Annotated in this window: 22 protein-coding genes and 1 tRNA gene; 11 read left to right on the forward strand and 12 right to left on the reverse strand. The window is 47.1% G+C overall.

Translation table 11 applies throughout. From position 1 onward, the window contains the following. The first annotated feature begins 3 nt into the window (after positions 1-3). Genes YWE_RS0114470 through YWE_RS0114480 form a run of 3 tightly spaced genes read left to right on the forward strand, consistent with a single transcriptional unit; the run spans position 4 to position 3,525 of the window. A complete protein-coding gene (locus YWE_RS0114470; RefSeq protein ID WP_029095192.1) occupies positions 4-1,212 on the forward strand; it encodes a DUF4350 domain-containing protein in 1,209 nt (402 codons plus the stop codon). Next, positions 1,202-2,224: an AAA family ATPase gene (locus YWE_RS0114475; protein WP_211231017.1), complete on the forward strand. Its 1,023-nt coding sequence runs from the start codon at positions 1,202-1,204 to the stop codon at positions 2,222-2,224. The genes YWE_RS0114470 and YWE_RS0114475 overlap by 11 nt, the downstream gene beginning before the upstream one ends. Continuing rightward, positions 2,221-3,525 carry a DUF58 domain-containing protein gene (locus tag YWE_RS0114480; RefSeq protein WP_051323352.1) on the forward strand — a complete coding sequence of 435 codons (1,305 nt, stop codon included), beginning with the start codon at positions 2,221-2,223 and terminating at the stop codon, positions 3,523-3,525. Before YWE_RS0114475 ends, YWE_RS0114480 begins: the two co-directional genes overlap by 4 nt. 83 nt (positions 3,526-3,608) lie before the next feature. Here the strand turns inward: YWE_RS0114480 and truB are convergent, their stop codons facing one another. The 11 genes from truB to caiT form a co-directional block, all read right to left on the reverse strand. Continuing rightward, positions 3,609-4,556 (reverse strand): tRNA pseudouridine(55) synthase TruB, encoded by a 948-nt coding sequence (gene truB / locus YWE_RS0114485; RefSeq protein ID WP_029095195.1) that lies wholly within the window; start codon positions 4,554-4,556, stop codon positions 3,609-3,611. Then, on the reverse strand, positions 4,556-4,957 hold the full coding sequence (gene rbfA, locus YWE_RS0114490) for a 30S ribosome-binding factor RbfA (protein WP_029095196.1): 402 nt from the start codon (positions 4,955-4,957) through the stop codon (positions 4,556-4,558). The genes truB and rbfA overlap by 1 nt, the downstream gene beginning before the upstream one ends. Positions 4,958-5,026: 69 nt before the next feature. Further along, entirely contained in the window at positions 5,027-7,696 is a 2,670-nt protein-coding gene (gene infB / locus YWE_RS0114495) for a translation initiation factor IF-2 (protein ID WP_029095197.1), read from the reverse strand. A 23-nt stretch (positions 7,697-7,719) separates the two neighbouring features. Then, entirely contained in the window at positions 7,720-9,207 is a 1,488-nt protein-coding gene (nusA, locus tag YWE_RS0114500) for a transcription termination factor NusA (protein WP_029095198.1), read from the reverse strand. 21 nt (positions 9,208-9,228) lie between these two features. Then, positions 9,229-9,681: a ribosome maturation factor RimP gene (rimP, locus tag YWE_RS0114505; RefSeq protein ID WP_029095199.1), complete on the reverse strand. Its 453-nt coding sequence runs from the start codon at positions 9,679-9,681 to the stop codon at positions 9,229-9,231. A gap of 201 nt (positions 9,682-9,882) precedes the next feature. Further along, positions 9,883-9,959, reverse strand: a tRNA-Met gene (locus YWE_RS0114510). A 672-nt stretch (positions 9,960-10,631) separates the two neighbouring features. Continuing rightward, positions 10,632-11,417, reverse strand: a complete 786-nt coding sequence (gene caiD / locus YWE_RS0114515; RefSeq protein ID WP_029095200.1) for a crotonobetainyl-CoA hydratase — start codon at positions 11,415-11,417, stop codon at positions 10,632-10,634. A gap of 144 nt (positions 11,418-11,561) precedes the next feature. Then, positions 11,562-13,124 (reverse strand): crotonobetaine/carnitine-CoA ligase, encoded by a 1,563-nt coding sequence (gene caiC, locus YWE_RS0114520; RefSeq protein WP_029095201.1) that lies wholly within the window; start codon positions 13,122-13,124, stop codon positions 11,562-11,564. Between the two features lie 96 nt (positions 13,125-13,220). After that, positions 13,221-14,438 carry an L-carnitine CoA-transferase gene (gene caiB / locus YWE_RS0114525; RefSeq protein WP_029095202.1) on the reverse strand — a complete coding sequence of 406 codons (1,218 nt, stop codon included), beginning with the start codon at positions 14,436-14,438 and terminating at the stop codon, positions 13,221-13,223. A 99-nt stretch (positions 14,439-14,537) separates the two neighbouring features. Beyond that, positions 14,538-15,677: a crotonobetainyl-CoA dehydrogenase gene (gene caiA / locus YWE_RS0114530; protein WP_029095203.1), complete on the reverse strand. Its 1,140-nt coding sequence runs from the start codon at positions 15,675-15,677 to the stop codon at positions 14,538-14,540. A 78-nt stretch (positions 15,678-15,755) separates the two neighbouring features. Further along, positions 15,756-17,288, reverse strand: coding sequence for an L-carnitine/gamma-butyrobetaine antiporter (gene caiT, locus YWE_RS0114535; protein WP_029095204.1), 1,533 nt, complete (start codon positions 17,286-17,288; stop codon positions 15,756-15,758). 675 nt (positions 17,289-17,963) lie between these two features. On the opposite strand from caiT, the gene fixA reads away from it, so the two are divergent. From fixA to YWE_RS0114565, 6 genes are all read left to right on the forward strand, one after another. After that, entirely contained in the window at positions 17,964-18,737 is a 774-nt protein-coding gene (fixA, locus tag YWE_RS0114540) for a putative electron transfer flavoprotein FixA (protein ID WP_029095205.1), read from the forward strand. A gap of 12 nt (positions 18,738-18,749) precedes the next feature. After that, complete coding sequence (locus YWE_RS0114545) at positions 18,750-19,694, forward strand: FAD-binding protein (protein WP_029095206.1); 945 nt, start codon at positions 18,750-18,752, stop codon at positions 19,692-19,694. A gap of 89 nt (positions 19,695-19,783) precedes the next feature. Continuing rightward, positions 19,784-21,073, forward strand: coding sequence for an FAD-dependent oxidoreductase FixC (gene fixC / locus YWE_RS0114550; protein ID WP_029095207.1), 1,290 nt, complete (start codon positions 19,784-19,786; stop codon positions 21,071-21,073). Then, the gene (locus YWE_RS0114555; RefSeq protein ID WP_029095208.1) at positions 21,070-21,357 is read left to right on the forward strand and encodes a ferredoxin family protein; all 288 of its coding nucleotides are present in this window, start codon (positions 21,070-21,072) and stop codon (positions 21,355-21,357) included. Before fixC ends, YWE_RS0114555 begins: the two co-directional genes overlap by 4 nt. 149 nt (positions 21,358-21,506) lie before the next feature. Further along, positions 21,507-22,820 (forward strand): MFS transporter, encoded by a 1,314-nt coding sequence (locus YWE_RS0114560; RefSeq protein ID WP_029095209.1) that lies wholly within the window; start codon positions 21,507-21,509, stop codon positions 22,818-22,820. A gap of 33 nt (positions 22,821-22,853) precedes the next feature. Continuing rightward, a complete protein-coding gene (locus YWE_RS0114565) occupies positions 22,854-23,813 on the forward strand; it encodes an L-carnitine dehydrogenase (RefSeq protein ID WP_029095210.1) in 960 nt (319 codons plus the stop codon). Positions 23,814-23,880: 67 nt separating this feature from the next. On the opposite strand, the gene aes is transcribed toward YWE_RS0114565, so the two are convergent. After that, on the reverse strand, positions 23,881-24,858 hold the full coding sequence (gene aes, locus YWE_RS0114570; RefSeq protein ID WP_029095211.1) for an acetyl esterase: 978 nt from the start codon (positions 24,856-24,858) through the stop codon (positions 23,881-23,883). Between the two features lie 364 nt (positions 24,859-25,222). Here aes and YWE_RS0114575 point away from each other — a divergent pair, with 364 nt between their 5' ends. Continuing rightward, entirely contained in the window at positions 25,223-25,630 is a 408-nt protein-coding gene (locus tag YWE_RS0114575; RefSeq protein WP_029095212.1) for a CaiF/GrlA family transcriptional regulator, read from the forward strand. 209 nt (positions 25,631-25,839) lie between these two features. After that, positions 25,840-26,115, forward strand: a 276-nt coding sequence (locus YWE_RS0114580) for a transposase (RefSeq protein ID WP_029095213.1), incomplete at its 3' end; no start/stop codon positions are given.

The following is a 26,115-nucleotide window of genomic DNA, read 5'->3' on the forward strand; positions in this document are numbered from 1 at the left end:
AGTATGAGCAATAACACTAAGATAGCCCTGATAGTCGGCTTAATATTAGCGCTCTGTCTGTCATTAATCCTTTATCAAAAACTCAACTGGGTTGAAGAAACCGTGACGATCCCGCCCAGCGTGAAAGTCGCCAGTAACCCTTATTACACCGCTGAGCAGTTGCTGGTTAAATCTGGCTACAAAGCTGAACGCATCGACGATGCACTAACGCTGGCAAAGTTACCCAAAGAATCGACGCTGATTTTATTTAATAGCGATCTATTGAAAGAGCCGATCCAGAAGATAAAGATCAGAAATTGGGTAAAAGCCGGCGGGCATCTAATACTATCCCCACAGGAAGACGGTGACAGCATCAGGCTGCAAGAGCTATTCGATATTTATATTGATGATGAAGAGAGCGATGACGACGATGAAGAACCATCCGAGCCGTCTAACACCGGCAAAAAAGCCAATGTCGAATCAGATAGCCGTGGATATTTAGCCATCGAATTTGAGCAAGATGACATGCAGGCTGATGTCAATCATACCCTTCGCTTCTACATCGATCGTGACATGACTGACACAATCACCGACCCAAGAGATGATGAAATGGAAATCATCAGCCGGTTTAGGTTTGAGAACGGCTGGGTGACCGTTGTTCCGCTGGAACTGTTTACTAACTCAGCCATTAAAAGATATGACCATGCTAAGCTATGGCTACATATCGCAACCCTACCGGATAGAAAAGATACCATTCATCTTATCCGCTATATTACCTTTCCAAACTTAATTAGCTGGCTAATTGAGCATGCTTTATTCTCGCTCTTAGCATTTGGGTTGTCCGTTTTATTGGTGCTATGGCGCTATATCCCCCGTTTCGGCCCGTTAATCCCTACGCCACCGCCCGTACGCCCGAGCCTGACTGAACATCTGAAGGCCGTTGCTGAATTTCATTTACAAAATCGTGATTATATTCAGCTAATTACACCGTTGAGAGATGAAGTAATCCGATTATTACAGCCGTTGAGAATTCATCATCCCGGCATCGGCAGCGTCCCTCAACTGGTGGCTCACATTACACATTATGATATCGCCTTGGTTAATCAGGCGCTTGAGGCAGAAGTGCAGCAGCTTAGCGAGTTTACTCAGTGTGCTCAAACCCTATGCCTGTTAATAGATCGTTTGAATTCACTGCAAAGCAGTACCAGTAGGAGACTAAATTATGGAATATAGCCCAATGGATTTTTCATCTGCGTCATCAAATACCTCATTACCACTGATACCGGCCACCCCTCAAGAGGCAACGGAGGTGATCCGCAATATCCAGCATCAGATTAGCCGGGTATTTATCGGTCAGGAAAAAGTGGTGGAACAGATACTATGCGCCTTACTGGCGGGGGGTCACGTACTGCTTGAGGGCGTGCCCGGTTTAGGGAAAACGCTGCTGGCTAAATCATTGGCTCAGGCCTGTCATTGCCACTCTTCACGAATTCAATTTACGCCGGACTTAATGCCTGCTGACGTCACCGGTCATATGTTCTATGACATGAAAGCGTCTGAGTTTGTTATTCGCCGCGGCCCTGTATTTACCAATCTAATGTTAGCCGATGAAATTAACCGGGCGCCGGCAAAAACTCAGGCAGCACTGCTTGAAGTGATGCAGGAAGGCCAGGTAACTATTGAAGGCGAAACCTCATTGCTGTCTCCGCCATTCTTAGTGATTGCGACACAAAACCCGATTGAGCAGGACGGAACCTACCCGCTGCCGGAAGCGCAGTTAGACCGTTTCTTACTCCACGTTATCTTTGACTACCCGACAGAAGAAGAAGAACGTGAACTGGTTTCTGCCAGTACTTACGGCCGCACCGGAGATCGTCTGGAAGTCGATAAAATCGAACCGGTCGCCAACCCTGAAATCATCGTCGCCCTGCAAAAAATCACGGCGGAAATCCGGGTCGATGACAGTGTATTAGATTATGCCTTACGCATTGTACGAACAACGCGTAACTGGCCGGGAATTTCTACCGGCGCAGGTCCTCGCGGCGGCATTGCGTTAATTCGAACGGCTAAAGCAAGCGCCCTGCTTGCCGGCCGAGATTTCGTTACCCCTGATGATGTTAAACAGCAGGTAGGACCTACGCTGCGTCACCGAATTACCCTGTCTCCGGAAGCGGAAATTGAAGGTTTAAGCGAAGAGCATATCCTTCACGGCCTGTTGGAAAAAATTGAGGCTCCGCGCAGATGATTCTGCCCTCTAACCGGCTATTAATTATCGCTGGCCTGTGGTTTGTCGGCTCTATTGCCGTGGCGATTTATCCGCAGTTAATGTCAGTCTGGTTGATTATCGGGCTGATTCTACTGCTGATTACGATGGTCGATGCCGCGCGACTTTCTCGCCAACCCATACCAGAAATCGTCCGAACGGTTGGTGGCAGTTTACCTCAGACAGTTTGGTGTGAGGTTAAGCTCTCCGTCACCACGCAGACCCTTTCCGCCCAGAGATTACAGCTAAAAGACAGCCCGCCGGAAAAGTGTGAATATGACGATCGCCTGATTGATATCAATGCATTACCCGACCAAGTTACTCAGGTAACTTATCGTATAAAGCCCCTGATGCGCGGCGATCTCTCCTTTGGAAAAATACATCTGCGGATGATTTCCCGCTGGAAGCTGTGGCTGCGCCAAGAGCAGACCGGCAACGGGCAAAAGATCAGTATCTACCCTAACTTTGCGCCGATCACTCAAATGGCACTACAAACCACGATTACTCAACCGGGTATGGGGTTTCATAAATGCCGCAAGCGCGGGCAGGGAATGGAGTTTGAACAGTTACGGGAATACCGTAGCGGCGATACCTTACGCCAAATAGACTGGAAAGCGACCACCCGTATGAGGAAAATGATCTCTCGGGAATATCAGGATGAACGCAATCAGCGCATTATGATCATGGTTGATTGTGGTCGCCGAATGGGAGCCAGCAATGGTGAACTGACTCACTTTGACCATGCGCTGGATGCAGTCCTGTTATTATCTTACGTCGGCTTACGCTATGGCGACTCCGTGGGGTTAATCACCTTTGGCGGCCCTGAGCGTTATTTACCCCCGGTGCGTTCAATTAATAGCATTAATCGGGTGTTGCATGAGGTGTATGATATTCAGCCGACGTTATCCAGCAGTGACTTCGAACTTGCGGCCCAACAGTTGATTGCCCGTGAACGTAAACGCTCGTTAGTGGTTGTGTTTACTAATCTGCGCGATGAAGATGAACAAAGCCTGCTGGCCTCCGTGCGACTACTGAGTAAGCACCACTTAGTGTTAGTCGCTAGCTTACGTGAGGCTGAGCTGGATGAAGCAGGGTCGATACCAATTACCAATGAGCAAGATGCGGCACTCAGGGCCGCCGCTGCAGGGTATCAGGCTAAACGGCAAGCGGTACTTACCCGGTTACGTAATGCCGGAACCTTATGTTTAGACGTTCAACCCCAACAGTTGGCGGTAGAAAGCGTGAACCGCTATTTGGCGATTAAGGCGGCGGGTAAACTGTAGTTGTTTTAGAGGGGTTTTGGTTTTAGTGACAAAGAAAAAGGCACGGTATTGGTGCCTTTCCGATAAAGATATTATTCAGCGTATTATTCCGGTGGATTCTCAACCACTAAACGACGGGGAGCGACGCGGCCCTGATCGTCTATCTGCCCTACGCCAATAAACTCTCGCTCATCGCCAACCGTAATACGCACCAGGCCACTGGCAGGTGAGCCTGCTGCCTGTACCGGCTGCCCTTGCTTAACATAAACCCCCATAACCGGGAGTAAATTAACCTCTGGGAAATCAGCAACTGCGCTGTCCATGGGTAATAGCAAAGGATCTAACGTCAATGACGGAGACTGCTCGTTAGCTTCGGCGGTAGCAACTATCAGTTGAAGCTGCTCCAGCGTCACCATACGCTCAGTCGGATAGTCAGACACATTCAGGCGCCGCAAATACATAACGTGAGCGCCACATCCTAACAGTTCACCTAAATCGTCAGTAATCGTTCGAATGTAGGTTCCTTTAGAACAATGAACTTCTAACTCCAGCTCATGACCTTCAAGGCGAATAAATTTCAGCTCATGAACGGTAATCGACCGCGACTCTCGGGGAATTTCGATCCCCTGTCTGGCGTACTCATACAGCGGTTTACCCTGATACTTAAGCGCCGAATACATTGACGGAACCTGATCGATAACGCCGCGAAAAGTATCAAGGGCGGCATCAAGCCGATCCTGAGTAAAGTTGATTTCACGCTCAGAGATAATTTCGCCATCGGCATCAGAGGTATTGGTTCTCTGGCCTAATCGGGCAATCACGCGATATCGTTTATCTGCATCTAATAAGAACTGTGAGAACTTAGTGGCTTCACCCAGACAAATTGGCAGCATACCGGTGGCTAAAGGATCCAAAGCGCCGGTGTGGCCAGCTTTGTTGGCATTAAAAATGCGCTTTACCTTTTGCAGGGCATCGTTAGAGCTGATGCCCGTAGGTTTGTCTAACAGCAAGACTCCATGGACATCACGCCCACGACGACGAGGACGCCCCATTATGCTTTGTCCTCATCCTCACCGGCCGCAGTACGGCGTTCATCATCTTGTCTGACTACATTCGTCACTAAGTTAGACATACGCATACCTTCGACTAGTGAATTGTCGTAAGCAAACGTCAGCTCAGGAACAATCCGCAGGCGCATCGCTTTACCTAACAGAGAGCGGATAAAACCGGAGGCATCTTGCAGTGCTTTTAAGCCGCCTTTAACTGACTCTTCATCACCGTCATTTAGAAAGGTAACGAATACTTTGGCATAGGCTAAATCTCGGGAAACTTCGACACCGGAGACAGTGGCCATACCAATACGGGGATCTTTAACTTCACGCTGCAAAATGATAGCAATTTCTTTTTGCATCTCTTGAGCTACGCGCTGAGTACGGCTGAATTCTCTCGCCATGATATATTCTCCAAATAATGAGGGGGGCGTATAAGCCCCCCAAATGGATACTGCTTTAAGCCAAGGGCATTAAGCGATAGTACGTTTAATCTCGATGATTTCAAATACTTCAATAACGTCGCCAACGCGAACATCATTGTAGTTCTTAACACCGATACCACATTCCATACCGTTACGAACTTCGCTAGCGTCATCTTTAAAGCGGCGCAGAGATTCCAGCTCGCCTTCATAGATAACCACGTTATCACGCAGTACACGGATTGGATTATGGCGCTTAACGATACCTTCAGTCACCATACAGCCAGCGATTGAGCCAAATTTCGGTGATTTAAATACGTCACGAACTTCAGCCAGACCGATGATTTGCTGTTTGTACTCAGGTGCCAACATACCGCTCATGGCTTGTTTAACTTCGCCAATCAGATCATAGATGACAGAGTAATAACGCAAATCTAAGCTTTCAGCTTCAACAACTTTACGGGCAGAAGCATCGGCACGTACGTTAAAGCCTAACAGAATCGCATTTGATGCAGCCGCTAATGTGGCATCAGTCTCGGTGATTCCACCAACGCCTGAACCAACAATTTTAACTTTCACTTCATCAGTTGATAATCCAACCAATGCGTCACAGATAGCTTCGCTTGAACCTTGAACGTCTGCTTTCAGTACGATATTCAGTTCTGAAACGTCACCTTCTTCCATGTTAGCAAACATGTTTTCCAGCTTAGACTTCTGCTGACGAGCCAGTTTCACTTCGCGGAATTTACCCTGACGATAAAGTGCAACTTCGCGGGCTTTCTTCTCATCACGAACGACTGTCGCTTCGTCACCGGCAGCTGGTACAGCTGACAGGCCCAGAATTTCAACCGGAATGGACGGACCGGCTTCAGTGATTTCACGACCCACTTCATCACGCATTGCGCGAACGCGGCCATATTCAAAACCACACAGTACGATATCGCCTTTACGTAATGTTCCTTCCTGAACCAGAACCGTTGCCACAGGGCCACGACCTTTATCAAGGAATGATTCAATAACCACGCCGCTTGCCATACCTTCGCGAACCGCTTTCAGCTCCAGAACTTCAGACTGAAGCAGGATAGCGTGAAGCAGCTCATCAATACCGGTACCGACTTTCGCAGAGACAGGGATAAACTGAGTTTCACCGCCCCACTCTTCAGGCAGAACGTTGTATTGCGATAGCTCGTTCTTAACGCGATCCATATCTGCTTCAGGCTTATCGATCTTATTCACTGCCACAACTAAAGGTACTTTAGCCGCTTTAGCATGTTGAATCGCTTCGATAGTCTGTGGCATCACGCCATCGTCCGCAGCAACAACCAGAACAACGATATCCGTTGCCTGAGCACCACGAGCACGCATTGATGTAAATGCGGCGTGTCCCGGGGTATCCAGGAAAGTGATCATGCCGTTTTCAGTTTCAACGTGATAAGCACCGATATGCTGGGTAATACCACCCGCTTCACCGGAAGCCACTTTAGTTGAACGAATATAGTCCAGCAGCGATGTTTTACCATGGTCAACGTGGCCCATGATGGTCACAACTGGTGCACGTGGCTCCAGTGCTGCATCAATGTCACGATCGCTCATCAGCGCTTCTTCTAATTCATTTTCACGACGAAGAATAACTTTATGGCCCATTTCTTCAGCAACCAGCTGAGCGGTTTCTTGGTCAATAACCTGATTGATGGTCGCCATAGCGCCCAACTTCATCATAGCCTTAATAACCTGAGAACCTTTCACAGCCATCTTGTTTGCTAAGTCAGCGACGGTAATAGTTTCGCCGATGATGACATCACGGTTAACCACCTGAGCTGGCTTATTAAAACTATGCTGTAATGCGCTTGGCTTACGCTTGCCTTTACCGCCACGGGTAACGGCACGTGCTTCTTCACGGTCAGCTTTAGACTCAGAAAGTTTATTACCTTTCTTCGGCTTGCCTGATTTACCACCGCGTGCACGACGTTCACCTTCAACCTTACGGTCGTTTTCATCTTCAGCTTCGCGGGCATGATGTGAGGTCGTCACATGATAGTCAGTCACTTCTTCAGTCACTGGTGCTGCCCAAATGGCTTCATTTTCTTCAGCCATTTTACGCGTCTCTTCGGCGATACGTTTAGCTTCTTCTTCAACTTTACGCTGAGTTTCTTCTTCCGCTTTACGCTTTAACTCAGCAGCTTCAGCTTCACGACGGGCTTTATCCGTTTGAGCTGGTGTTTCTGCTTTTTCAGTTGGTTTAGTCGCTGGTGCTGCTGGCTTAGCTTTATCTTCTGCGGCTTTCTTCGCAGCAGCTTCACGCTTAGCTTTCTCTTCTGCTTCGCGTTTTGCCTGCTCTTCAGCAGCACGTTTGGCTTTTTCTTCAGCTTCGCGTTGCGCTAATTCTTCAGCTTCGCGAGCAGCTTGGGCTTCCGCCTCTTGTGCCTCTTGAGAGTCACGATTTACATAGGTACGTTTCTTACGAACTTCAATTTGCACAGATTTACTCTTACCGCCAGTACTTGGGATATTCAGTGTGCTACGGGTTTTCCGCTGCAGTGTAAGTTTGCTCGGCGCACCACCATGTTCATGGTTTAAATGCGCGAGTAGAGTTTCTTTTTCCTGCTGGGTCACAGAGTCCGATGAAGACTTTTTAATTCCTGCATCAGCGAACTGCTGCAACAGGCGGTCTACCGGAGTTTGAATCTCTTCGGCCAGCGATTTTACGGTTACTTCTGACATGCTGTTCCTTCCTGCTACAGTGATTACTCTTGATCGCCAAACCAACAAATATTGCGCGCAGCCATAATTAGCTCGCCGGCCTTCTCACTAGAGAGGCCTTCAATATCAGTTAGATCGTCAACACCCTGCTCGGCAAGATCTTCCAGCGTACATACGCCTTGCGCAGCGAGTTTATACGCCATTGCACGCTCAAGATTAGGCAGACTGAGCAGATCGTCTGCCGGTTTATTATCCCCAAGGCTTTCTTCTTGTGCCAGTGCGAGCGTCGTTAACGCATTTTTCGCACGGGTACGTAACGCTTCGATAGTCTCTTCATCAAGACCGTCGATTTCCAGCAACTCTTTCACCGGCACGTAGGCCAGTTCTTCCAGAGTTGAGAAACCTTCTTGTACCAATACGGTTGCAAAATCTTCGTCGATATCAAGATGCTTAGTAAAGGTACTAATCGCAGCGTATGTTTCAGCCTGGTGTTTAGCTTGTAGATCTTCTGAAGTCATTACGTTGAGCTCCCAACCGGTAAGTTGAGCAGCAAGACGAACGTTTTGACCGTTACGACCAATCGCCTGAGCCAGATTGCTGGCATCTACAGCGATATCCATGGTATGCCTATCTTCGTCAACAACGATAGAGGCTACATCTGCGGGAGCCATCGCATTTATCACAAACTGTGCCGGGTTATCATCCCAAAGCACGATATCGATACGCTCACCGCCCAACTCGCCGGATACTGCCTGAACACGCGCGCCACGCATGCCAACGCAAGCACCAACAGGATCGATACGCTTATCGTTTGTTTTGACCGCGATTTTAGCGCGAGAACCCGGATCGCGGGCCGCTGCCTTAATCTCGATCACTTCTTCGCCAATTTCCGGCACTTCAATGCGGAACAGTTCAATCAGCATTTCCGGACGGGAACGGCTAATAAACAGTTGAGCACCGCGCGCTTCGGGGCGAACAATATATAAAACGCCACGAATACGGTCACCCGGGCGGAAGTTCTCGCGCGGTAACATATCTTCACGACCAATTACGGCCTCAGCATTGTTACCTAAATCAAGAATGATACTGTCACGGTTAACTTTTTTAGCTACGCCGGTAACAATCTCACCTTCATACTCACGGAACTGTTCAACCACCATGGCACGTTCGGCTTCACGTACTTTTTGTACGATAACCTGTTTTGCCGTTTGAGTCGTGATACGGTCAAAGGTGACTGATTCAATTTGATCTTCAACGTAGTCGCCTACCTGAATATCTGGCTCATCGAGTTGAGCTGCCGCTAACGTGATTTCACGCGTCGGCTGAGTGACGGTTTCTACCACCATCCAGCGGCGGAAAGTATCGAAATCACCAGAGCGGTGGTCGATGCTTACGCGTACTTCAATTTCCTGCTCATACTTTTTCTTAGTTGCCGTTGCCAGTGCCGTTTCTAGTGCCTCGAAAATTTTCTCACGAGGGAGTGATTTTTCATTAGAAACCGCCTCAACAACAGCCAGAATTTCTTTATTCATCCTAGTTGCCTCATATGAGCTCTAAAACTGGGGGACCAGATTCGCTTTCTGAATATTATTCAGCGCGAACACTTCATCTTTACCTTCAACGTTGACGGTGATCATTTCACCCTCAACGGCTTTAATTTTTCCTACCCATCTACGACGATTTTGTACCGCCATACGCAGGGTCAGGCTAACTTCTTCACCAATAAAACGCTCATAGTGCGCAGCGGTAAACAGAGGTCTTTCCATACCCGGCGATGATACTTCCAGGGTATATGCGGTAGTGATAGGATCTTCGACATCCAAAACAGCGCTCACCTGGTGACTAACATCGGCACAGTCATCGACATTGATACCGTTTTCGCTATCGATATAGATGCGTAATGTAGATTGACGCGCCCGAACAAATTCGATACCAACCAGTTCAAAGCCTAAGGCCTCTACCGGTGCGCTAATCAACTCAGTTAACTTCTGCTCTAATGTGGACAATCCCACCCCCAAGACATAAAAAAAGGGCCTATAGCCCAGTGATTTTGCTGTCAAATAACAAAAAACCCCGATAAGTCGGGGCTTTTGCAACTGGACCCTATATTTAAGTAAGCTATTGAATAACTGACTTAATAAGTATCTTTTTCAAATAACTAATGGCCACAGAGCGGCTATAAATTTGAAAAAAACACTAGGGAAAATTGGTTGCGGGGGCCGGATTTGAACCGACGACCTTCGGGTTATGAGCCCGACGAGCTACCAGGCTGCTCCACCCCGCGTCCGAATACGCTGCGTATATTACGCTAATCACTTAAAAAACGCAAATCTTGAAAAGGAGAGTGACAAAGGCATGATTGTAACGCTTAATCTATTGTAATTAAACAATAAAACAGCCAATTTAACCCGTATTGAAACAGACTCTTTAACTCAACTATCAATAACTCAACTATCAATAATGAACAATGCCTTAAGCGAGCGGGCATAGGTTATCAATGACTGAAACATCATGCAACCCGTGGGAAATAAACGCAGAGTGGATTATTTAGCAAACTAAACGCTCGGTTAAATAAGCGAGAAAAGGGTAACCCCCAAGGCAACCCTTACCTCGACCAATACGCTAACTAAACTGACTCTTTCCACGATGAAAGCCGTCGTTTTCCATCCGAAAGCGCCATAATTAAGGCAGTTTTCTTCTTACCACTCAGCTTAAGGAGTGGATAATTCGCGAGGTAAATGTTTGCTTCGCCAGCGGCATGCGTTCCATTTTTCAACGAGTGACTATAGAGCTACTTTCCTCGTCACCCCGTGAAAACGGAACTCCAGGTTTTAGCTTACAAATTATCACTCCGCCTAAAGTCCTGAGCGATATAGGGCGTTATTACGCTAAGTCACTATTGATGAAAATTTACCAACCCGCAACGTTTGTCGGGTTGGTAAAGGTCCGCTTTAGCCTACCGCCCTTTCCATACCGGTTGACGTTTTTCAGCAAATGCTCTTGGCCCTTCCAGCGCATCTTCAGAATGAAGCACTGACGGGTAGTTTTTTAGCTTGCCGCTGCGAATATGGCGGTATCCTTCCTCCACTGACATTTCGCCGGTTTCCCGATAGATCTCCTTTATTGCGGCAATGGCCAGAGGAGCACTAAGCTCCAACTGATGAGCCAGTTCGCGGGCAGCCTCCATCAGCCGATCGCTTTCTACTACTTGATTCACGATTCCCCAACGCAGGGCTTCTTGCGCATCCATTCTGCGTCCGGTCATCATCATTTCATTAGCAATGGCTGGCGGTAACAGCTTGGGTAAACGCAGCAAACCGCCGCTATCCGGCACTATGCCTAACTTGCTCTCCGGTACGGCGAAACTGGCATTTTGTGAGCAGATAATCATATCCGCAGCCAATGCCAGTTCAAAACCACCGCCAAAAGCGTAGCCATTAACGGCGGCAATCACTGGCTTATCCAGATTGAAAAGCTCGGTCAGCCCGGCAAAACCGCCCGGACCAAAGTCGGCATCGGGAGCCTCACCTTCTGCCGCAGCCTTTAAGTCCCAACCCGCAGAGAAGAAGCGTTCACCGGCACCGCTAATAATTGCAACGCGTAGCTGAGGGTCATCACGAAAGGCGATAAAGGCCTCCCCCATTTCAAAGCTGGTTTTAGCATCGATTGCATTGGCCTTCGGCCGGTCCAAAATAATTTCCAGAATGCTGCCATTTTTGTTTATGTGTAACGATTCGCTCATGATAAGACTCCATTTAATATCCCTTAGCCTTCAGGTAACGACCTTGGGTATAGAATAAATAATGCAACTGAGCCGATAAAAAAGCGCAGAAAGCCGATGCGACACTCGGTGAAATAACCCTGTCGCATGATTCCATCAATAAACTCAGTGCAGGCCTTTTTTGATAATTTTTCCAGAACAGCTTCTTGGTAAGTTATTTCTGATCTCCAGAAAAGAAGGCACTTTAAATTTAGCCATTTGGCCTTCACAGAACTTAAGAAACTCGTCTTCCGTTATCGTCTCCCCCTCATTCAGTACAATGAAGGCTTTGATGGCTTCGTCCCTAATCGAATCTTTTAAGCCAATCACGGCAACGTCCATTATCTTGGGATGAGTGGAGATAATATTTTCCAGTTCCACGCACGAAATATTTTCGCCGCTACGCTTTATCATGTTGCAGCTACGTTCAACAAAGTAGAAGAAACCTTCATTGTCGACATAGCCGTAATCACCGGTACGTAACCAACCATCGGCACTCAGGGTTTTAGCACTCTCCTCCGGCATGTGGTAATACTCCTTAAACAGGGTTTTTCCCGGTAAGCCTTTTATATAGATCTCACCGGTTTTGCCCGTTTCTAGCTCATTACCCATTTGATCGCGGATTTGGGCCTGATACCCGATACCAACCCGCCCGATAGAAGGCCAGCGACGTTTATCACCGGGCCGATCGCCAATCACACCAACGATGGTTTCTGTCATTCCGTAGGAAGTCAGTAACCTGACGCCAAAGCGCTGCACAAAAGCATCTTTTTCCTGTTCAGAGAGATTGAGGTAAAACAGCACCTCACGCAGATAATGCTGCTTTTCCCACGGCATTTGAGGCTGCATCATCAGGGTTTTAATCATCAGAGGTATGCACTCGGTTACCGTTGCCCGGTATTTACAGATCTGTGCCCAGAAGGTGCGTGCGCTGAACTTCTCCAGCAGTACAAAGGTTGCTCCGGCAGAGAACGCCGCCATTGCCGCAGTACACTGACAGTCAATATGAAAAGCCGGCATCGGGGTCAGATAGACATCGTCCTGACGCAGAGCGCATTGCCAGGAGGTGTAATAACCGGCAAACCTCAGGTTGTAATGGGTAATCACCACTCCTTTAGGGCGGGAAGTGGTGCCTGAGGTGAATAGGATTTCTGCGATATCTTCAACATTGAGCACTTCCTGATGGATAAGGTGGTCAGGCTGTAGCCGTTTTAGCGCATGAAAGTCCAGCACCTCCGGCGGCAAGGTTGTCGTGCCCGCCGGCAAATTTATTAGCATCACTTGGCGTAAAGGTTGATCGGCCTGTTGCTGAATATCCTGATACATCGGATAAAACTCAGCGCTGGTCACCACGATAGATGCGTCGCACTGACTGATAATATAAGCGCTCTCATTTCTTAGCAGGTTAGCGTTGACCGGCACCATCACGGCACCAATCTTGGCTAAGCCAAACCAACAGAAGAAAAATTCAACGCAATTATTGAGATGCAAAGCAACTTTATCGCCTTTGGCTATCTTAAGCGTATGAAAAAGATTTGCCGTACGGTTAATCTCTTCATTCAACTCGCGATAGCTATATTCGCATGCCATACCTTGAATATTTTCGACGATCAATGCCGTTTTATCGCCGTAAAGTTCTGCAAGGTCATCCCACATCTGGCGTAAATTTTGTCTACCTATTATGTCCATTCAATACCTACCCAATCATGCTGTAGCTTTTCTGGCGGGTGGTGCAGTGCAATGACGAAAAATCATAATCTCATTGAAAAACCATGATTAAAGCGACTACGCCATCTTGGCTAACCCTTTGGATACCAGCGTTTTAATGTCTTCCTCACTGTAACCAATGTTGGCCAAAATAGCAGAAGTATCCATACCGTGAGTCGGCATTCCCCGCCATATTTGGCCCGGATTATTCTTAAATTTAGGCATCACATTTGGCCCTTTACAGTCGCGGCCATCGATGGTATTCCAGTGAGTAATAGATTCGCGAGCAATATATTGCGGATTATTTTCCAACTCGGGGATAGTTAACACTTTGGTTGATGCGATCTTAAGTTCAGCAAAACGCTCAAGCACTTGGGCAATGGTTCTGGTTGCCAAAAACTCGTCCAGTTTATCTTCTACCTGTTGGCCAAACGGACACTCAATACGGTGAATAAGCTGGGTTCCCTCAGGAATCTCCGGCGTTGCTAACAAATGAGCGATGCCCATATCCTTGAACATTTCTTCAATCTGGTTAACTCCGACCAGTTCCATCACGATATAGCCATCCTGACACTTATAGAGGCCACAACCGGTATAATAGGGATCTTTTCCTTTGGTCATTCGCGGGCAAACCTCGCCGCCGTTGAAGTAGTCCATCATAAAGTACTGACCCATACGCAACATCACTTCGTACATCGCCACATCAATACTTTCGCCAACGCCGGTTTCGCGCACTTTATGCAGCGCCGCTAAGGTCGCGGTGGTCACTGTCATACCTGAGAAATAGTCTGCGGTATAAGGAAAGGCGGGCATTGGCTGATCTTTATCGCCGTTTTGAATCAGATAGCCGCTGAACGCCTGAGCAATGGTGTTATAGGCCGCCAGATTAGTAAATTCCTCTGTACCATATTGACCAAAACCGGAAAGGTGAGCGACAACCAGCTTGTTATTGTGCTGCCACAGAACTTCATCAGTAATACCACGGCGGGCAAAGGCCGGACCTTTGCTGGCCTCAATAAAGATATCTGTTGTTTCGATAAGTTTCAGAAAGGCTTCCCGACCTTCATCCTTAAAGATGTTCAGCGACAGGGCATGTAGGTTACGTCGTGAAAGCTGAGGGTAATGAGGCTGGACCCGAATGGTATCACCATAGGCAACGTTCTCAATCCAGATAACTTCTGCTCCCCATTCGGCAAACATTTGTCCGGCAAAGGGACCGGCTATTTCGATTCCGGAAAAAACCACCCGTAATCCGGCAAGAGGGCCGAACTTGGGCATGGGTAAGCGCTCAGACATGTGTATTCCCCTTATTGATAGAAACTGGCTTGATAAAAACCTGATTCGAAATGCCCCGGCCTTTCGCTTGCGAATCACACCGGGCATTTCGTGAGTCAGTTAGCGATATTTCTTCAGTACCGCACGGCCCAGCGTCAGGATCTGCATTTCATCCGAACCGCCGGAAACCCGATCGACGCGCAGATCTTTCCAGAAGCGGGTCACCCGATGCTCACCAGCAATACCGATACCGCCAAGCACTTGCATTGCTGAATCAACCACTTCAAAAGCCGCGTTAGCGCAGTAAAATTTACACATTGCAGCATCACCTGAAGTCAGAATGCCGTTATCTTCTTTCCAGGCTGCTTCATACAGCATGTTCTTCATATTGGTGAGCTTGATCTGCATCTGGGCAAATTTTTCCTGAATAAGCTGGAAGCGCCCGATAGTTTCACCAAACTGAACCCGTTGATTAGCGTATTTAGCCGCATCTTCAAAAGCGCAATAAGCCGTGCCGTAGTTAGTCAAGGCAACCAGAAAACGCTCGGCATCAAACTCTTCTTTTACGCGGTTAAAGCCGTTACCTTCACGACCAAACAGGTCAGATTCCTCCAGCTCTACGTTGTTGAAAACCACTTCACAGCAGCTGTCCATACGCAGGCCCAGCTTCTCAAGCTTGTTTACCTGAATGCCCGGTTTAGTCATATCAACAAACCACTCAGAATAGATGCTCTCTTCTGAAGATGAATCACGGCTCATCACCACCAAATAAGGGGTGTAGGCGCTGCTGGTGATAAAACACTTGCTGCCGTTAAGATAGACTTTGCCATTTTTACGGGTGTAATTGGTTTGCAGGCTGCCCACGTCAGAACCGGCACCCGGCTCGGTAATCGCCGAGTTCCACATCTGCTTACCGGTGCCGCGAAACGCCATGATTTTATCGATCTGCTCTTGAGTCCCCTCACGCAGTACGGTATTAAATCCGCCCGGCAGTTGGTACAACACGTAAGTCGGTGCACCTAAGCGACCCAGCTCTTCCCAAATGGCCGCCAGCGTTACCATACCGGCATCAAGCCCACCGTGTTCTTCAGGAATCAACAGGCTGTCGATGCCCATATCGGCCAGTTGTTTGACGAAACGTTCAGGGTAAACGCTATTGCGATCGCACTCAGCAAAATAGCTTTCCCAGTTTTCAGTTGCCATCAGGTCACGCACACCGGAGACAAATAATTCTTGTTCGTCGGTTAATTTAAAGTCCATATGTAGAGCCTCATCTGTTCATAAAAACGTTCATTACGGGTAGTTCAATAAAGCAGCCGTCCGAGAATCAGGGCGACGCTAATCCTTCCAATGGTTTTTCTTGGCATCTTTCATAAACGAAACGATGATTAAAATATTGACGAAGAACAGCGGACATCCCCCGACTAAAATAGCCGTCTGAATTGGTTTTAACCCGCCCAGTGCCAGCAGAATTATGCCGATAACGCCGACTAAGACTGACCAGCCAACCCGCACCCAGACCGGCGGTTCGTCATAACCGGTAGCCCCTTTACAGGTCGACATTGCCAACGTGTAAGAACAGGCATTAATTAACGTCAGCGTGGCAATAAAACACAGGATAAAGAATCCCCAGATAGTGACGGTACTCAGTGGCAGAGCAGCCCAGGTTTCTATAATTGCCCGAGGAACGCCATACTTCGCAATCAGGTCGGGAATATCCAGCGTGCCCTTATTGATTAAGTTCAGGGTGTTACTGCCAAGAATTGTCCAGAGTATCCAAGTGGAAGTGGTTAGGCCGCCGACCATACCAAGGCAGAGCTGACGCACGGTTCTGCCTTTAGAGATACGGGCGAGGAAAATACACATTTGGATGCCGTAAACTATCCACCATGCCCAGTAAAACACGGTCCATGCCTGAGGGAATCCGCCCTGAGCGACCGCATCGGTATAGAACATCATGCGCGAGAAGTTGGTTAACAGCAGGCCGACCGAATCGGTAAAATAGTTAACGGTAAAAGTCGCGCCGCCAACGATAAACACCCAAGCCAGAACGATAATACTCAGGTAGGTTCGAACATCACTGGCAACCTTCACCCCTTTTTGCAGACCGAATGCTACGCATATCGCGTTGAATACCACCCAACAAGAGATAACGATCGCATCAAGCTCAAGCGTATGCGGGACGCCAAACAGATATTGGATACATTCAGTCACTAACGGTGTTGCCAGGCCTAAACTGGTTCCCATCGCCAGAATCAGCGCCACCAGATAGAGATTATCAACGATAACGCCAACGAAGCCCTTAGCGTGTTTCTCACCAATCAGCGGCTCAAGCGTGCCACTCGGCCTGATCACGTTGATCTTTTTAACAAACATAAAATAGCCAAAAGCAACGGACAGAAAGCTATAGGTTGCCCACGGCAATGGTCCCCAATGAAACAGGCTATAGGCCAAACCATACTCTTTGGCACCTACCGAATAGGGCGCTAAATGAAAGGGGGGCGTTGAGATGTAGTAGTAGATTTCGATTGAGCCCCAGAACAGCACCGCTGCCGATGTACAAGAGGCGAACATCATAAATATCCAACTGGCGGTACTAAATTCAGGCGCTTCTTCACCTAGTTTTTTATTGGCAAAAGGTCCGAATATTAGCCAAAACCAAAAGGCAAACATAATGACCATATACCACTCAAAAGCCCATCCCCAATCATTGGTGATATATTGAAACACCGCATTAATAACTTGATTCGATGCGTCTAAGTCCCTTACGGTTAAATAAGAGAGGATGGCGACAATAATAAGTGACGGATAGAACACTTTCGGTTCGATACCCACTTTTTTTGGGGTATTATCTTTTTCACTGTTATTCATTTATGCTTATCCTATTTTATATAGGAGTCTTTTATCATTATCAGAACGCTGATATATGAAAAAGATGCCAAAGATATTAATGACCAAACTTTAAAAATTTCAGACTATTGTTTAGATTGAGATGTGAGTTTGAACATTAAGCTTATTTTATTAAATCAGCCCCGCTAGTTATTATGCTAATGACCATTAGCATAAATAAGACATAAGTAACCTAAACGTTATTGCCACTTCGCTTAATGCCTTGGTACTTATGGACTCAATAGTGCTTGTCGCCTGCTGAATAAACCTTGATCGAAATCAATATAAAATAGGAACCGGGAAGGCTAATAGGAGGAGTTTCAATATTGGTGATGAAGGTATTGTTTTCAATATTGGTGATAGAGGTATTATTTTCGTGGTTAGCGCTGTGATAACTTTAATCTGTAAAAATAAACTTACCATTCCCAAATATAGGTAGTGAATTTAATAACTGGTTGTTAAAAAATTTAGTTCGTTATGTGAATTATATACATATCACTAAATAAGTGATAATTCTAAATCATTAAATATTAATTTATTTAGATGCTTTTAAATCAATTCATAAAATACATTCGCCTATAGGAATAAACCAAGTTTCAGATTAGCGATATTTTTCAATTATTGCGGAAAAGGTCAGAAATCGACATTGGAGAACAGATGAATATTATTGCATGCTACAAATTAGTCCCTGAAGAACAGGATATTGCGGTAAACGCTGACGGCTCGCTGGATTTGAGCAAAGCGGAATTCAAAATCAGCCAGTTTGATCTTAATGCCATTGAAGCCGCCGTTGAGCTAAAAACGCTGGCGACACAAGGTAATATTACCGCCCTGAGCGTTGGCGCAAGCCCATTAGAGAATATCAAAGCGCGTAAAGACGTACTGTCGCGCGGGCCGGACGATTTAACGGTGGTTATTGATGAAAGCCTTAATCAGGCACCCGCCTATCATATCGCCAGAGCGCTGGCTGCGGCGGCCAAACAGATCCCCTTTGATGTGATGATTTGTGGCGATGGCTCAGGCGATCTCTATTCTCAACAGGTAGGAATTTTGACCGGCGAGCTACTGGGTATCCCTTCGATTAATGGCATCAGTAAAATTCTGGCCTGCCAGAGTGGTTCGCTGAAAGCGGAACGCGCTTTAGAAGACGAAGTCGAAGTTTTGGACATTCCACTGCCTGCCATTATTTCCGTTTCAACCGATATCAACGACCCCCAAATTCCCTCGATGAAATCTATTTTAGCCGCGGCTAAAAAGCCGGTTTCCGTATTACAGCTTGGCGATCTGAATATCGGAGAGATCCCGTCTCTGGCCGAAACCCTTTGCGTTCAGGCACCAAAACAGAAACAGCGTATGAGAGTCATCATTGAAGGTGACGGTGAAGAGCAACTTGCTGAATTTGCAGAACATCTGCGTAAAGTTCTTAACTAATTGGGAGATGATATGAGCAAGCTTTCGAACGTATGGGTGTTTAGTGACAATCAATCCCGCTTAGCTGAAATCATGGCAGGCGCCGCTCAGTTAGGCGACTGCATTTCAGTATTTGTATTAGGCACTCAGGCAGAAATTAGCGCCGCACACGCACTGGGCGCAACCAAAGTGTTTGCTCTGGGAGAGCGGGAAGTCTGTCGTATCGTAGAGGATTATGCCGATACCATGGCCAATGCCATTGCCGGCGGCGATAAACCGACGCTGGTGCTTCTGCCGGCAACCCGCAGAGGTAAAGCATTGGCGGCGAAGCTAGGCGCAAAGCTTAACGCCGGGGTGTTTAACGACGCCTCAGAGATCAATATTGAACAAGGCAAAGTGCAGGCCAAACATATGGTTTATGGCGGCCTCGCCATTGGCGAAGAGCGCATTGTTTCACCGGTAGCCGTTGTTTCTGTCGGCGCAGGCGTATTTCAGCCGGTGGTGCCTGATACGTCCCGCGTCGGTGAAACCATTGTTACCGATTTTATCGCCCCTAAAACGCCGATTAGCTGTACTGAAGTTCGGGTTAAACAAAGTGAGCGGGTCGATCTGGGCAAAGCACGCATAGTCGTCAGCGTTGGTCGCGGCATCGGCAGCAAAGAAAATATTCAATTAGCTGAAAAGCTGAGTCAGGCTATTGGCGCAGAACTGGGCTGCTCTCGTCCTCTGGCTGAAAATGAAAAGTGGATGGAGCATGAACGCTATGTCGGTATCTCCGGAATTATGATCAAGCCCGATGTTTATCTGGCTCTGGGCATTTCCGGTCAGATTCAACATATGGTGGGGGCTAATGGCGCACAGGTGATTGTTGCCGTGAACAAAGACAAGAATGCACCGATTTTCCAGTATGCAGATTACGGGATTGTAGGGGATCTGTTTAAGGTCGTTCCTGCGTTAACCGCAGCGTTAAAGAGCTAAGTGTAAGGCCCCGGATGGGCAATTAGGCAGTAAATTTGTCATCAATCCGGGGCGTTAGTGCCTGATATTAACCGTGTGAAGGTGTGAATATGTCCGAAGATGCATTTGACGCAATTATTGTAGGTGCCGGGCCTGCAGGAGCGGTAGCCGCCTATATTCTTGCTAAAGCAGGCGCAGAGGTTCTGGTGATTGAGCGCGGAAATTATGCCGGCAGCAAGAATCTGACCGGTGGCCGGCTTTACGCTCACAGTCTGGAGAAGATCATGCCGGGATTTGCCCAACGGGCTCCGGTGGAACGCAAAATTACCAAAGAACGCGTGTCATTTCTCACCGAAGAGAGCGCCATGACGCTGGATTATCAGGCACCGGCCACTGACAGGCCGGTGCAAGAGTCCTATTCGGTACTGCGCGGTAAATTTGATCAATGGCTTATGGCGCAGGCTGAAGAGGCCGGAGCTCAATTTATTTCCGGCATCCGCGTTGATAATGTCGTGACTAACAACGGCAAAGTCACCGGCGTTGAAGCGGACGGTGACGTGCTTGAGGCTCGGGTAGTGATTTTGGCTGACGGCGTAAATTCTATTTTGGCCGAAAAGCTGGGCATGTTATCGCCAAGAGTACAGCCGGGCTCGGTTGCAGTGGGCGTTAAAGAGCTGATCGAACTGCCTAAAGGCCAGCTAGAAGATCGCTTTAATCTTCAGGGTAACGACGGTGCGGCCTGGCTATTTGCCGGTTCCCCTTCCAACGGACTGATGGGCGGCGGATTCTTGTATACCAATGAGTCGACAATCTCTCTGGGCCTGGTGTGTGGCTTGCATGATATCGGCACATCCAGCAAATCTGTTGCGCAAATGCTGGAAGACTTTAAGCAACATCCGATAGTTAAACCGCTAATTGCCGGCGGAAAAATGGTGGAGTACGGCGCCCATGTGGTACCTGAAGCGGGTATCAATATGTTGCCCAAAATTACCGGTAACGGCGTATTGATTGCCGGTGATGCCGCAGGGCTATGCCTGAACTTAGGCTTTACCATCCGCGGAATGGATATGGCTATAGCCTCAGGGGAAGCGGCAGCTAACGCGGTTCTTGCTGCCAAAGAGAGGAATGACTTCAGTCAACAAGGGTTATCAACTTATCAGACCTTGCTGGAAGACGGGATGATGAAGGATTTCAAACTGTATAAAAAGCTGCCGGCATTTATGGAAAACCCGCGCATGTTTAATCAGTATCCGAAGATGATGACCGGCATTATGGCCGACATGTTTACCGTTGACGGAACCCCTGCTCAGCCGATGCGCAAAAAAATCATCAAGCGGGCAAAAGAAGTCGGATATCTGAACCTGATCAAAGACGGAATAAAAGGAGCCGGAGCGATATGAGTGAACCAGTCAACGTAGACGTCAAACTGGGCATAAATAAGTTTTATGTCGATGAAGGGCATCCGCATATCGTGCTGAAAACGGATGTTGATATGCAAGAGTATCGCAAGCTGGTGCTCGCCTGCCCGGCCGGGCTTTATAAGCTAAAAGAGGATGGCTCAGTGCAGTTCGACTACGCCGGCTGCTTAGAGTGTGGAACCTGTCGGATCCTGTGCGGTAATACCATTCTTGAGAAGTGGGAGTATCCGCGCGGCTCTTTCGGCATTGAATATCGCTATGGATAGCTGAGCGAAGAAAAACAGAGGTGATACCTAGTTATCTAAAGACCCCGTTTCACCTCTTTCTTCTTCTGATAAGGAACATCATCATCTCTGGCAGTTCCCGGCCCTGGTACATATTTTGTGCTAATAATAAAAATATAGCGATAAGTCATATGGAACAGAAAAAGCAGTTTGATGATATTGGCAATACATCGATCTATAAAAAAATCCTGTTATGGGGAAGCGGCGGTCCTTTTCTCGATGGCTATGTATTAGTCATTATTGGTATCGCCCTTGAGCCGCTAAGAACTGAGCTGCAGCTTGATGCACAATGGATCGGCTTAGTCGGTGCCGCAACGCTGGTCGGCCTTTTTATCGGCACCTCACTATTTGGTTATATTGCCGACCTGTTTGGCCGACGATTAATGTTTCTGATTGATATTGTAGCGATTGGGGTCATCTCTATCGCCACGATGTTTATTTCATCCCCTATTGAACTGGTAGTTATGCGGTTTCTGATTGGTATTGTGATTGGTGCTGATTACCCGATTGCCACATCGATGATTGCCGAGTTCTCGACCACCAAACAGCGGGCTTTTAGCATGGGATTTATCGCCGCCATGTGGTACGTCGGTGCCACCGCCGCTGACTTAGTCGGGTATCTGCTGTACGACGTTGAAAACGGCTGGCGCTGGATGCTTGGCAGTGCGGCAATACCCTGCCTGTTGATTTTGTTAGGGCGGGTCAATCTGCCTGAATCGCCAAGGTGGCTGATTCGCAAAGGCAGAGTGGAAGAGTGTAATAAGCTGATGCGCGATCTGTTTGGCGAAGAGATCGCCTTTGAGTTTGAAGAACCTAAAGCAACCTCGTATCGCACGCTGTTTGAAAAGCGCCATCTGAAATCAATTCTGTTTGTCGGCATCATCTGGACCTGTCAGGTGATCCCGATGTTTGCTATTTATACCTTCGGTCCGCAAATTATCGGGTTACTTGGCTTAGATGAAGGAAGAAATGCCGTATTAGGCAATATCGTTATCAGCATGTTTTTCCTGATTGGCTGTATTCCGGCCATGTACTGGCTTAACTCCATCGGCCGGCGCCCTCTTCTGATTGGCAGTTTTGCCGTGATGACCCTTGCTCTGGGTATTCTGGGACTATTCTCAAATCCGGGCATTGAGTTAGTGGTTATCGCCTTTGCCGTTTATGCCTTCTTCTCCGGCGGCCCCGGCATCTTGCAATGGTTATATCCCAACGAGTTATTTCCTACTGAAATTCGGGCATCGGCGGTAGGTGCTGCGATGTCGCTGAGTCGTATAGGTACTGTTTTGTCTACCTATGCGCTGCCCATTTTTATTATTAACTATGGTATTTCAAGCGCCATGCTGGCAGGCGCGGCAATCTCGCTGATCGGCCTGTTAGTGTCAATTGTCATGGCACCTGAAACCAGAGGCCTGTCGCTGGAGAAAACCAGCCGGCTCGGATATTAAGCTCAAGCACGATAATCGCACTGGAGATCTGACATGAAAATACATAGTGACATTAAGCTGTTTGCCTCTTTAGGTAACGGTGTGATTGGCAGCGGCTGGGTTGCCCGTGCGTTGGCTAACGGGTTAGATGTTATTGCCTGGGCCAGAACCAAAGAGACCGAAAACACGCTGCGTCGCCGGGTCATCAATGCCTGGTCTGCGCTGGAAAAACAGGGCATGGCTGAAGGATCAAGTCAGTCACGTTTACACTTTGCCGGCACTATTGACGAATGCGTTAAGCAGGCAGATTTTATTCAGGAGAGCATCCCTGAACAGCTTGATCTGAAAAAACAGCTGCATATTAAAATCGGTGAAAGCGCCCGTCATAATGTGATTATTGCCTCCAGCACTTCCGGACTTTTACCTTCTGATTTTTATCACCATGTCTCTTATCCGGAGCGCTGCGTTGTCGGCCACCCTTTTAATCCGGTCTACCTACTGCCACTGGTAGAGGTGGTGGGCGGAAAACAGACCTCGGACTCCGCGATAAATAGCGCAATCAAAATATATAGCGCACTGGGCATGCAGCCGCTGCATGTAAGAAAAGAGGTGCCCGGTTTTATTGCCGACCGTCTGCTTGAAGCCCTATGGCGCGAGGCTCTGCATTTGGTCAATGACGGAGTCGCCACCACCGGAGAAATTGATGATGCTATCCGTTTTGGTGCCGGGTTGCGCTGGTCATTTATGGGGACTTTTTTAACCTACACGTTAGCCGGCGGTGATGCCGGAATGCGTCATTTTATGGCCCAGTTTGGGCCGGCATTAGCGCTGCCTTGGACAAAATTACAGGCACCTGAACTGACAGAAAAGCTTATTGATAGCGTGGTTGAAGGCACTACCGAACAGCTTGGTCGCCATTCGATTAACGCAATGGAACGCTATCGGGACGATTGCCTGATAGCCGTGATGAATGCCATTGCCGACACGAAAAGTCAGCATGGCATATCATCGTAACAAATTGATTTAAAAATAATAAAATCCAATTCCGGCACGCTGAAACATGCCGGTACCAGATCTGACTTTACTGCTTTATCCGCTCTTTAAAATAGTTAGCACCATCGGCAATCGCCTGCTTTGATGATTCCATCATTTTTGAATAGTGTAAGAATCCGTGCAGTACGCCCGGATACATTTTATATTCACAGTCGACTTTTTTGTCTTTCAGTATGGCGTATAGGGCTTCACTGTCATCAAGCAGAGGATCAAACTCACAGGAAGCAATAAAGCATGACGGCATGCCGCAAGTTAAATCATTATTGAAAAAACAGTAATAGGGAGACTGGCTATCCTGTTGCTCCGACAAATACAGATCCTGATAAAGTTTTAGCTCCTCTTCGGTTAAGCCATCTAATTCGTTGCCGTAGAGTCGAATCGATCGGGAGTCTTTTAGACCATACAGACCGTAGTAAAGCACTAAGGCTTTAATAAATGAGGTGTCCTGATGATGGTCTCTTAGCCATAAAAAAGTGGCCATCGCAATATGTGCACCGGCAGAGTCACCGGCGTAGCCAATGGATGAGGCATTAATTTGATATTTATCGGCATGCTGGCGAAAATAATCAGTGACGGTAATACATTCCAAAATCGCCTGCGGGAATTTAGCTTCCGGTGATAATGAATAATCAATACCAATTACTGTACATTGAGATTCTTCAGCCATAATTCGCATTATTCTATCGTGGGTATCTAAATTACCAACAATAAATCCGCCGCCGTGAATATAAAACAGACATGACATATATTCTTTATCTTTGGGATAGTAGACTCTGGCTGTTATAGTCATATTATTAAATGGAACTTTGACGTCTAATACCTTATCCATTACCGGGCCACCCTGATTCCAAAACGCCCGTTCTTTTTGATATTGGCAACGAATTGAAGGATAACTGCCATCAGATGGAGCATCAGCGCCAAGAGCATTTATTTCTTGTTGTTTTATAACAGATTTCATTTCTTCAGATAATTTTTCAACTAATCCTAGTTTATTTAATTTATTCATAATCCACCATAAAAAAATAAGATACTTACCATTTAATGTTATATTTAAATTAAACCAAAAATGGTTGTAAAATCAAGAGATACATTAATAAATGTGTAAATTAAATTACATTAACACTAACGCATTAATAAAGCTTATGACATTATATTACCTTGTTTTTTTATATCTATTTATGATTTCCGACATGGCGCTAGTTGTATAAAACTGTGTGAATAAATATTTATATCATTATTTTTTGCTTGCGATCTCAAAAATAAAGAGTATCTATATAACAATAATATAGAGATTAGTATGCTAATTAAATGATTAGTAAGACAAAAGAATATTGAAATTATGTATAATATTGGTAATTGAGGTGTGACTTATGAGTGAACTATTTGATCGGGAACCGCTTTATTTAAGTATTGCCCGCTGGTCGATGCAGCAACAGCGGTGGGTCAACGCGAATGAGATTGCTGAGCAATTTGATCTTTCCAGAAAGAGAGTGATTAATATTGTCTCTTATATGATTGCTGAAGTGACCGAAATAGCCTGCGTGACCAAAACCATTCCTAACGATTTGGCCGGCAGCGGTTGCCAGTGCCAGCGTTTAATCCGCGTTAACCATATTGATGAGTCTATTGATGTTAGGGTTAAAAATGCGGTCAATAAGACCAAACCCCCTCAGCAGGTTGAAGAGGAAGAGGTAATCACCAATGTTTTACCTATGAGACTGAATAATAAAGATAAGTGGCAGCAATTTTTATCGAAGTCTTACCGTAAAATGGGTTAGTTTGTGAGATTAACCTGGATGATTTGCTGCGCTCCCCCTGCGGCTGGCAGAAGAAAGAAAAGTAGCACCTAAGCTCGCCATACATCAAACCGTCACCCCGTTGAAAAACGGGTCCAGCCCTTAGGCCGAGAGTTAACCTGTGAGTTGATCTGGTCTAATAATCGGTGACACTGACTTAAGAGGATATAATCCTTGAACAGGAGGTGCCTATGGCCCAGATAACACGTAAAAAGTACAGCAAAGAATTCAAGATTGAAGCAGCCAAACTTGTCTGTGAGCAGGGATTTTCATGTGTCGAAGTCGCCCGACAACTGAACGTCGCCGACCAAAATATAAGTCGCTGGGTCATCGATTACGAACAGTCACGNCAAACCGAATGTCTGGGTGAAAGACCTCGCAGCGAACTTGAAGCTGAATTACGCCGCCTTCGTGCTGAAAATGAAGAACTCAAGCAGCAGAAGGAAATCCTAAAAAAGGCCACTGTA

The organism is Budvicia aquatica DSM 5075 = ATCC 35567, assembly GCF_000427805.1.
GTDB classification, from domain to species: domain Bacteria; phylum Pseudomonadota; class Gammaproteobacteria; order Enterobacterales; family Enterobacteriaceae; genus Budvicia; species Budvicia aquatica.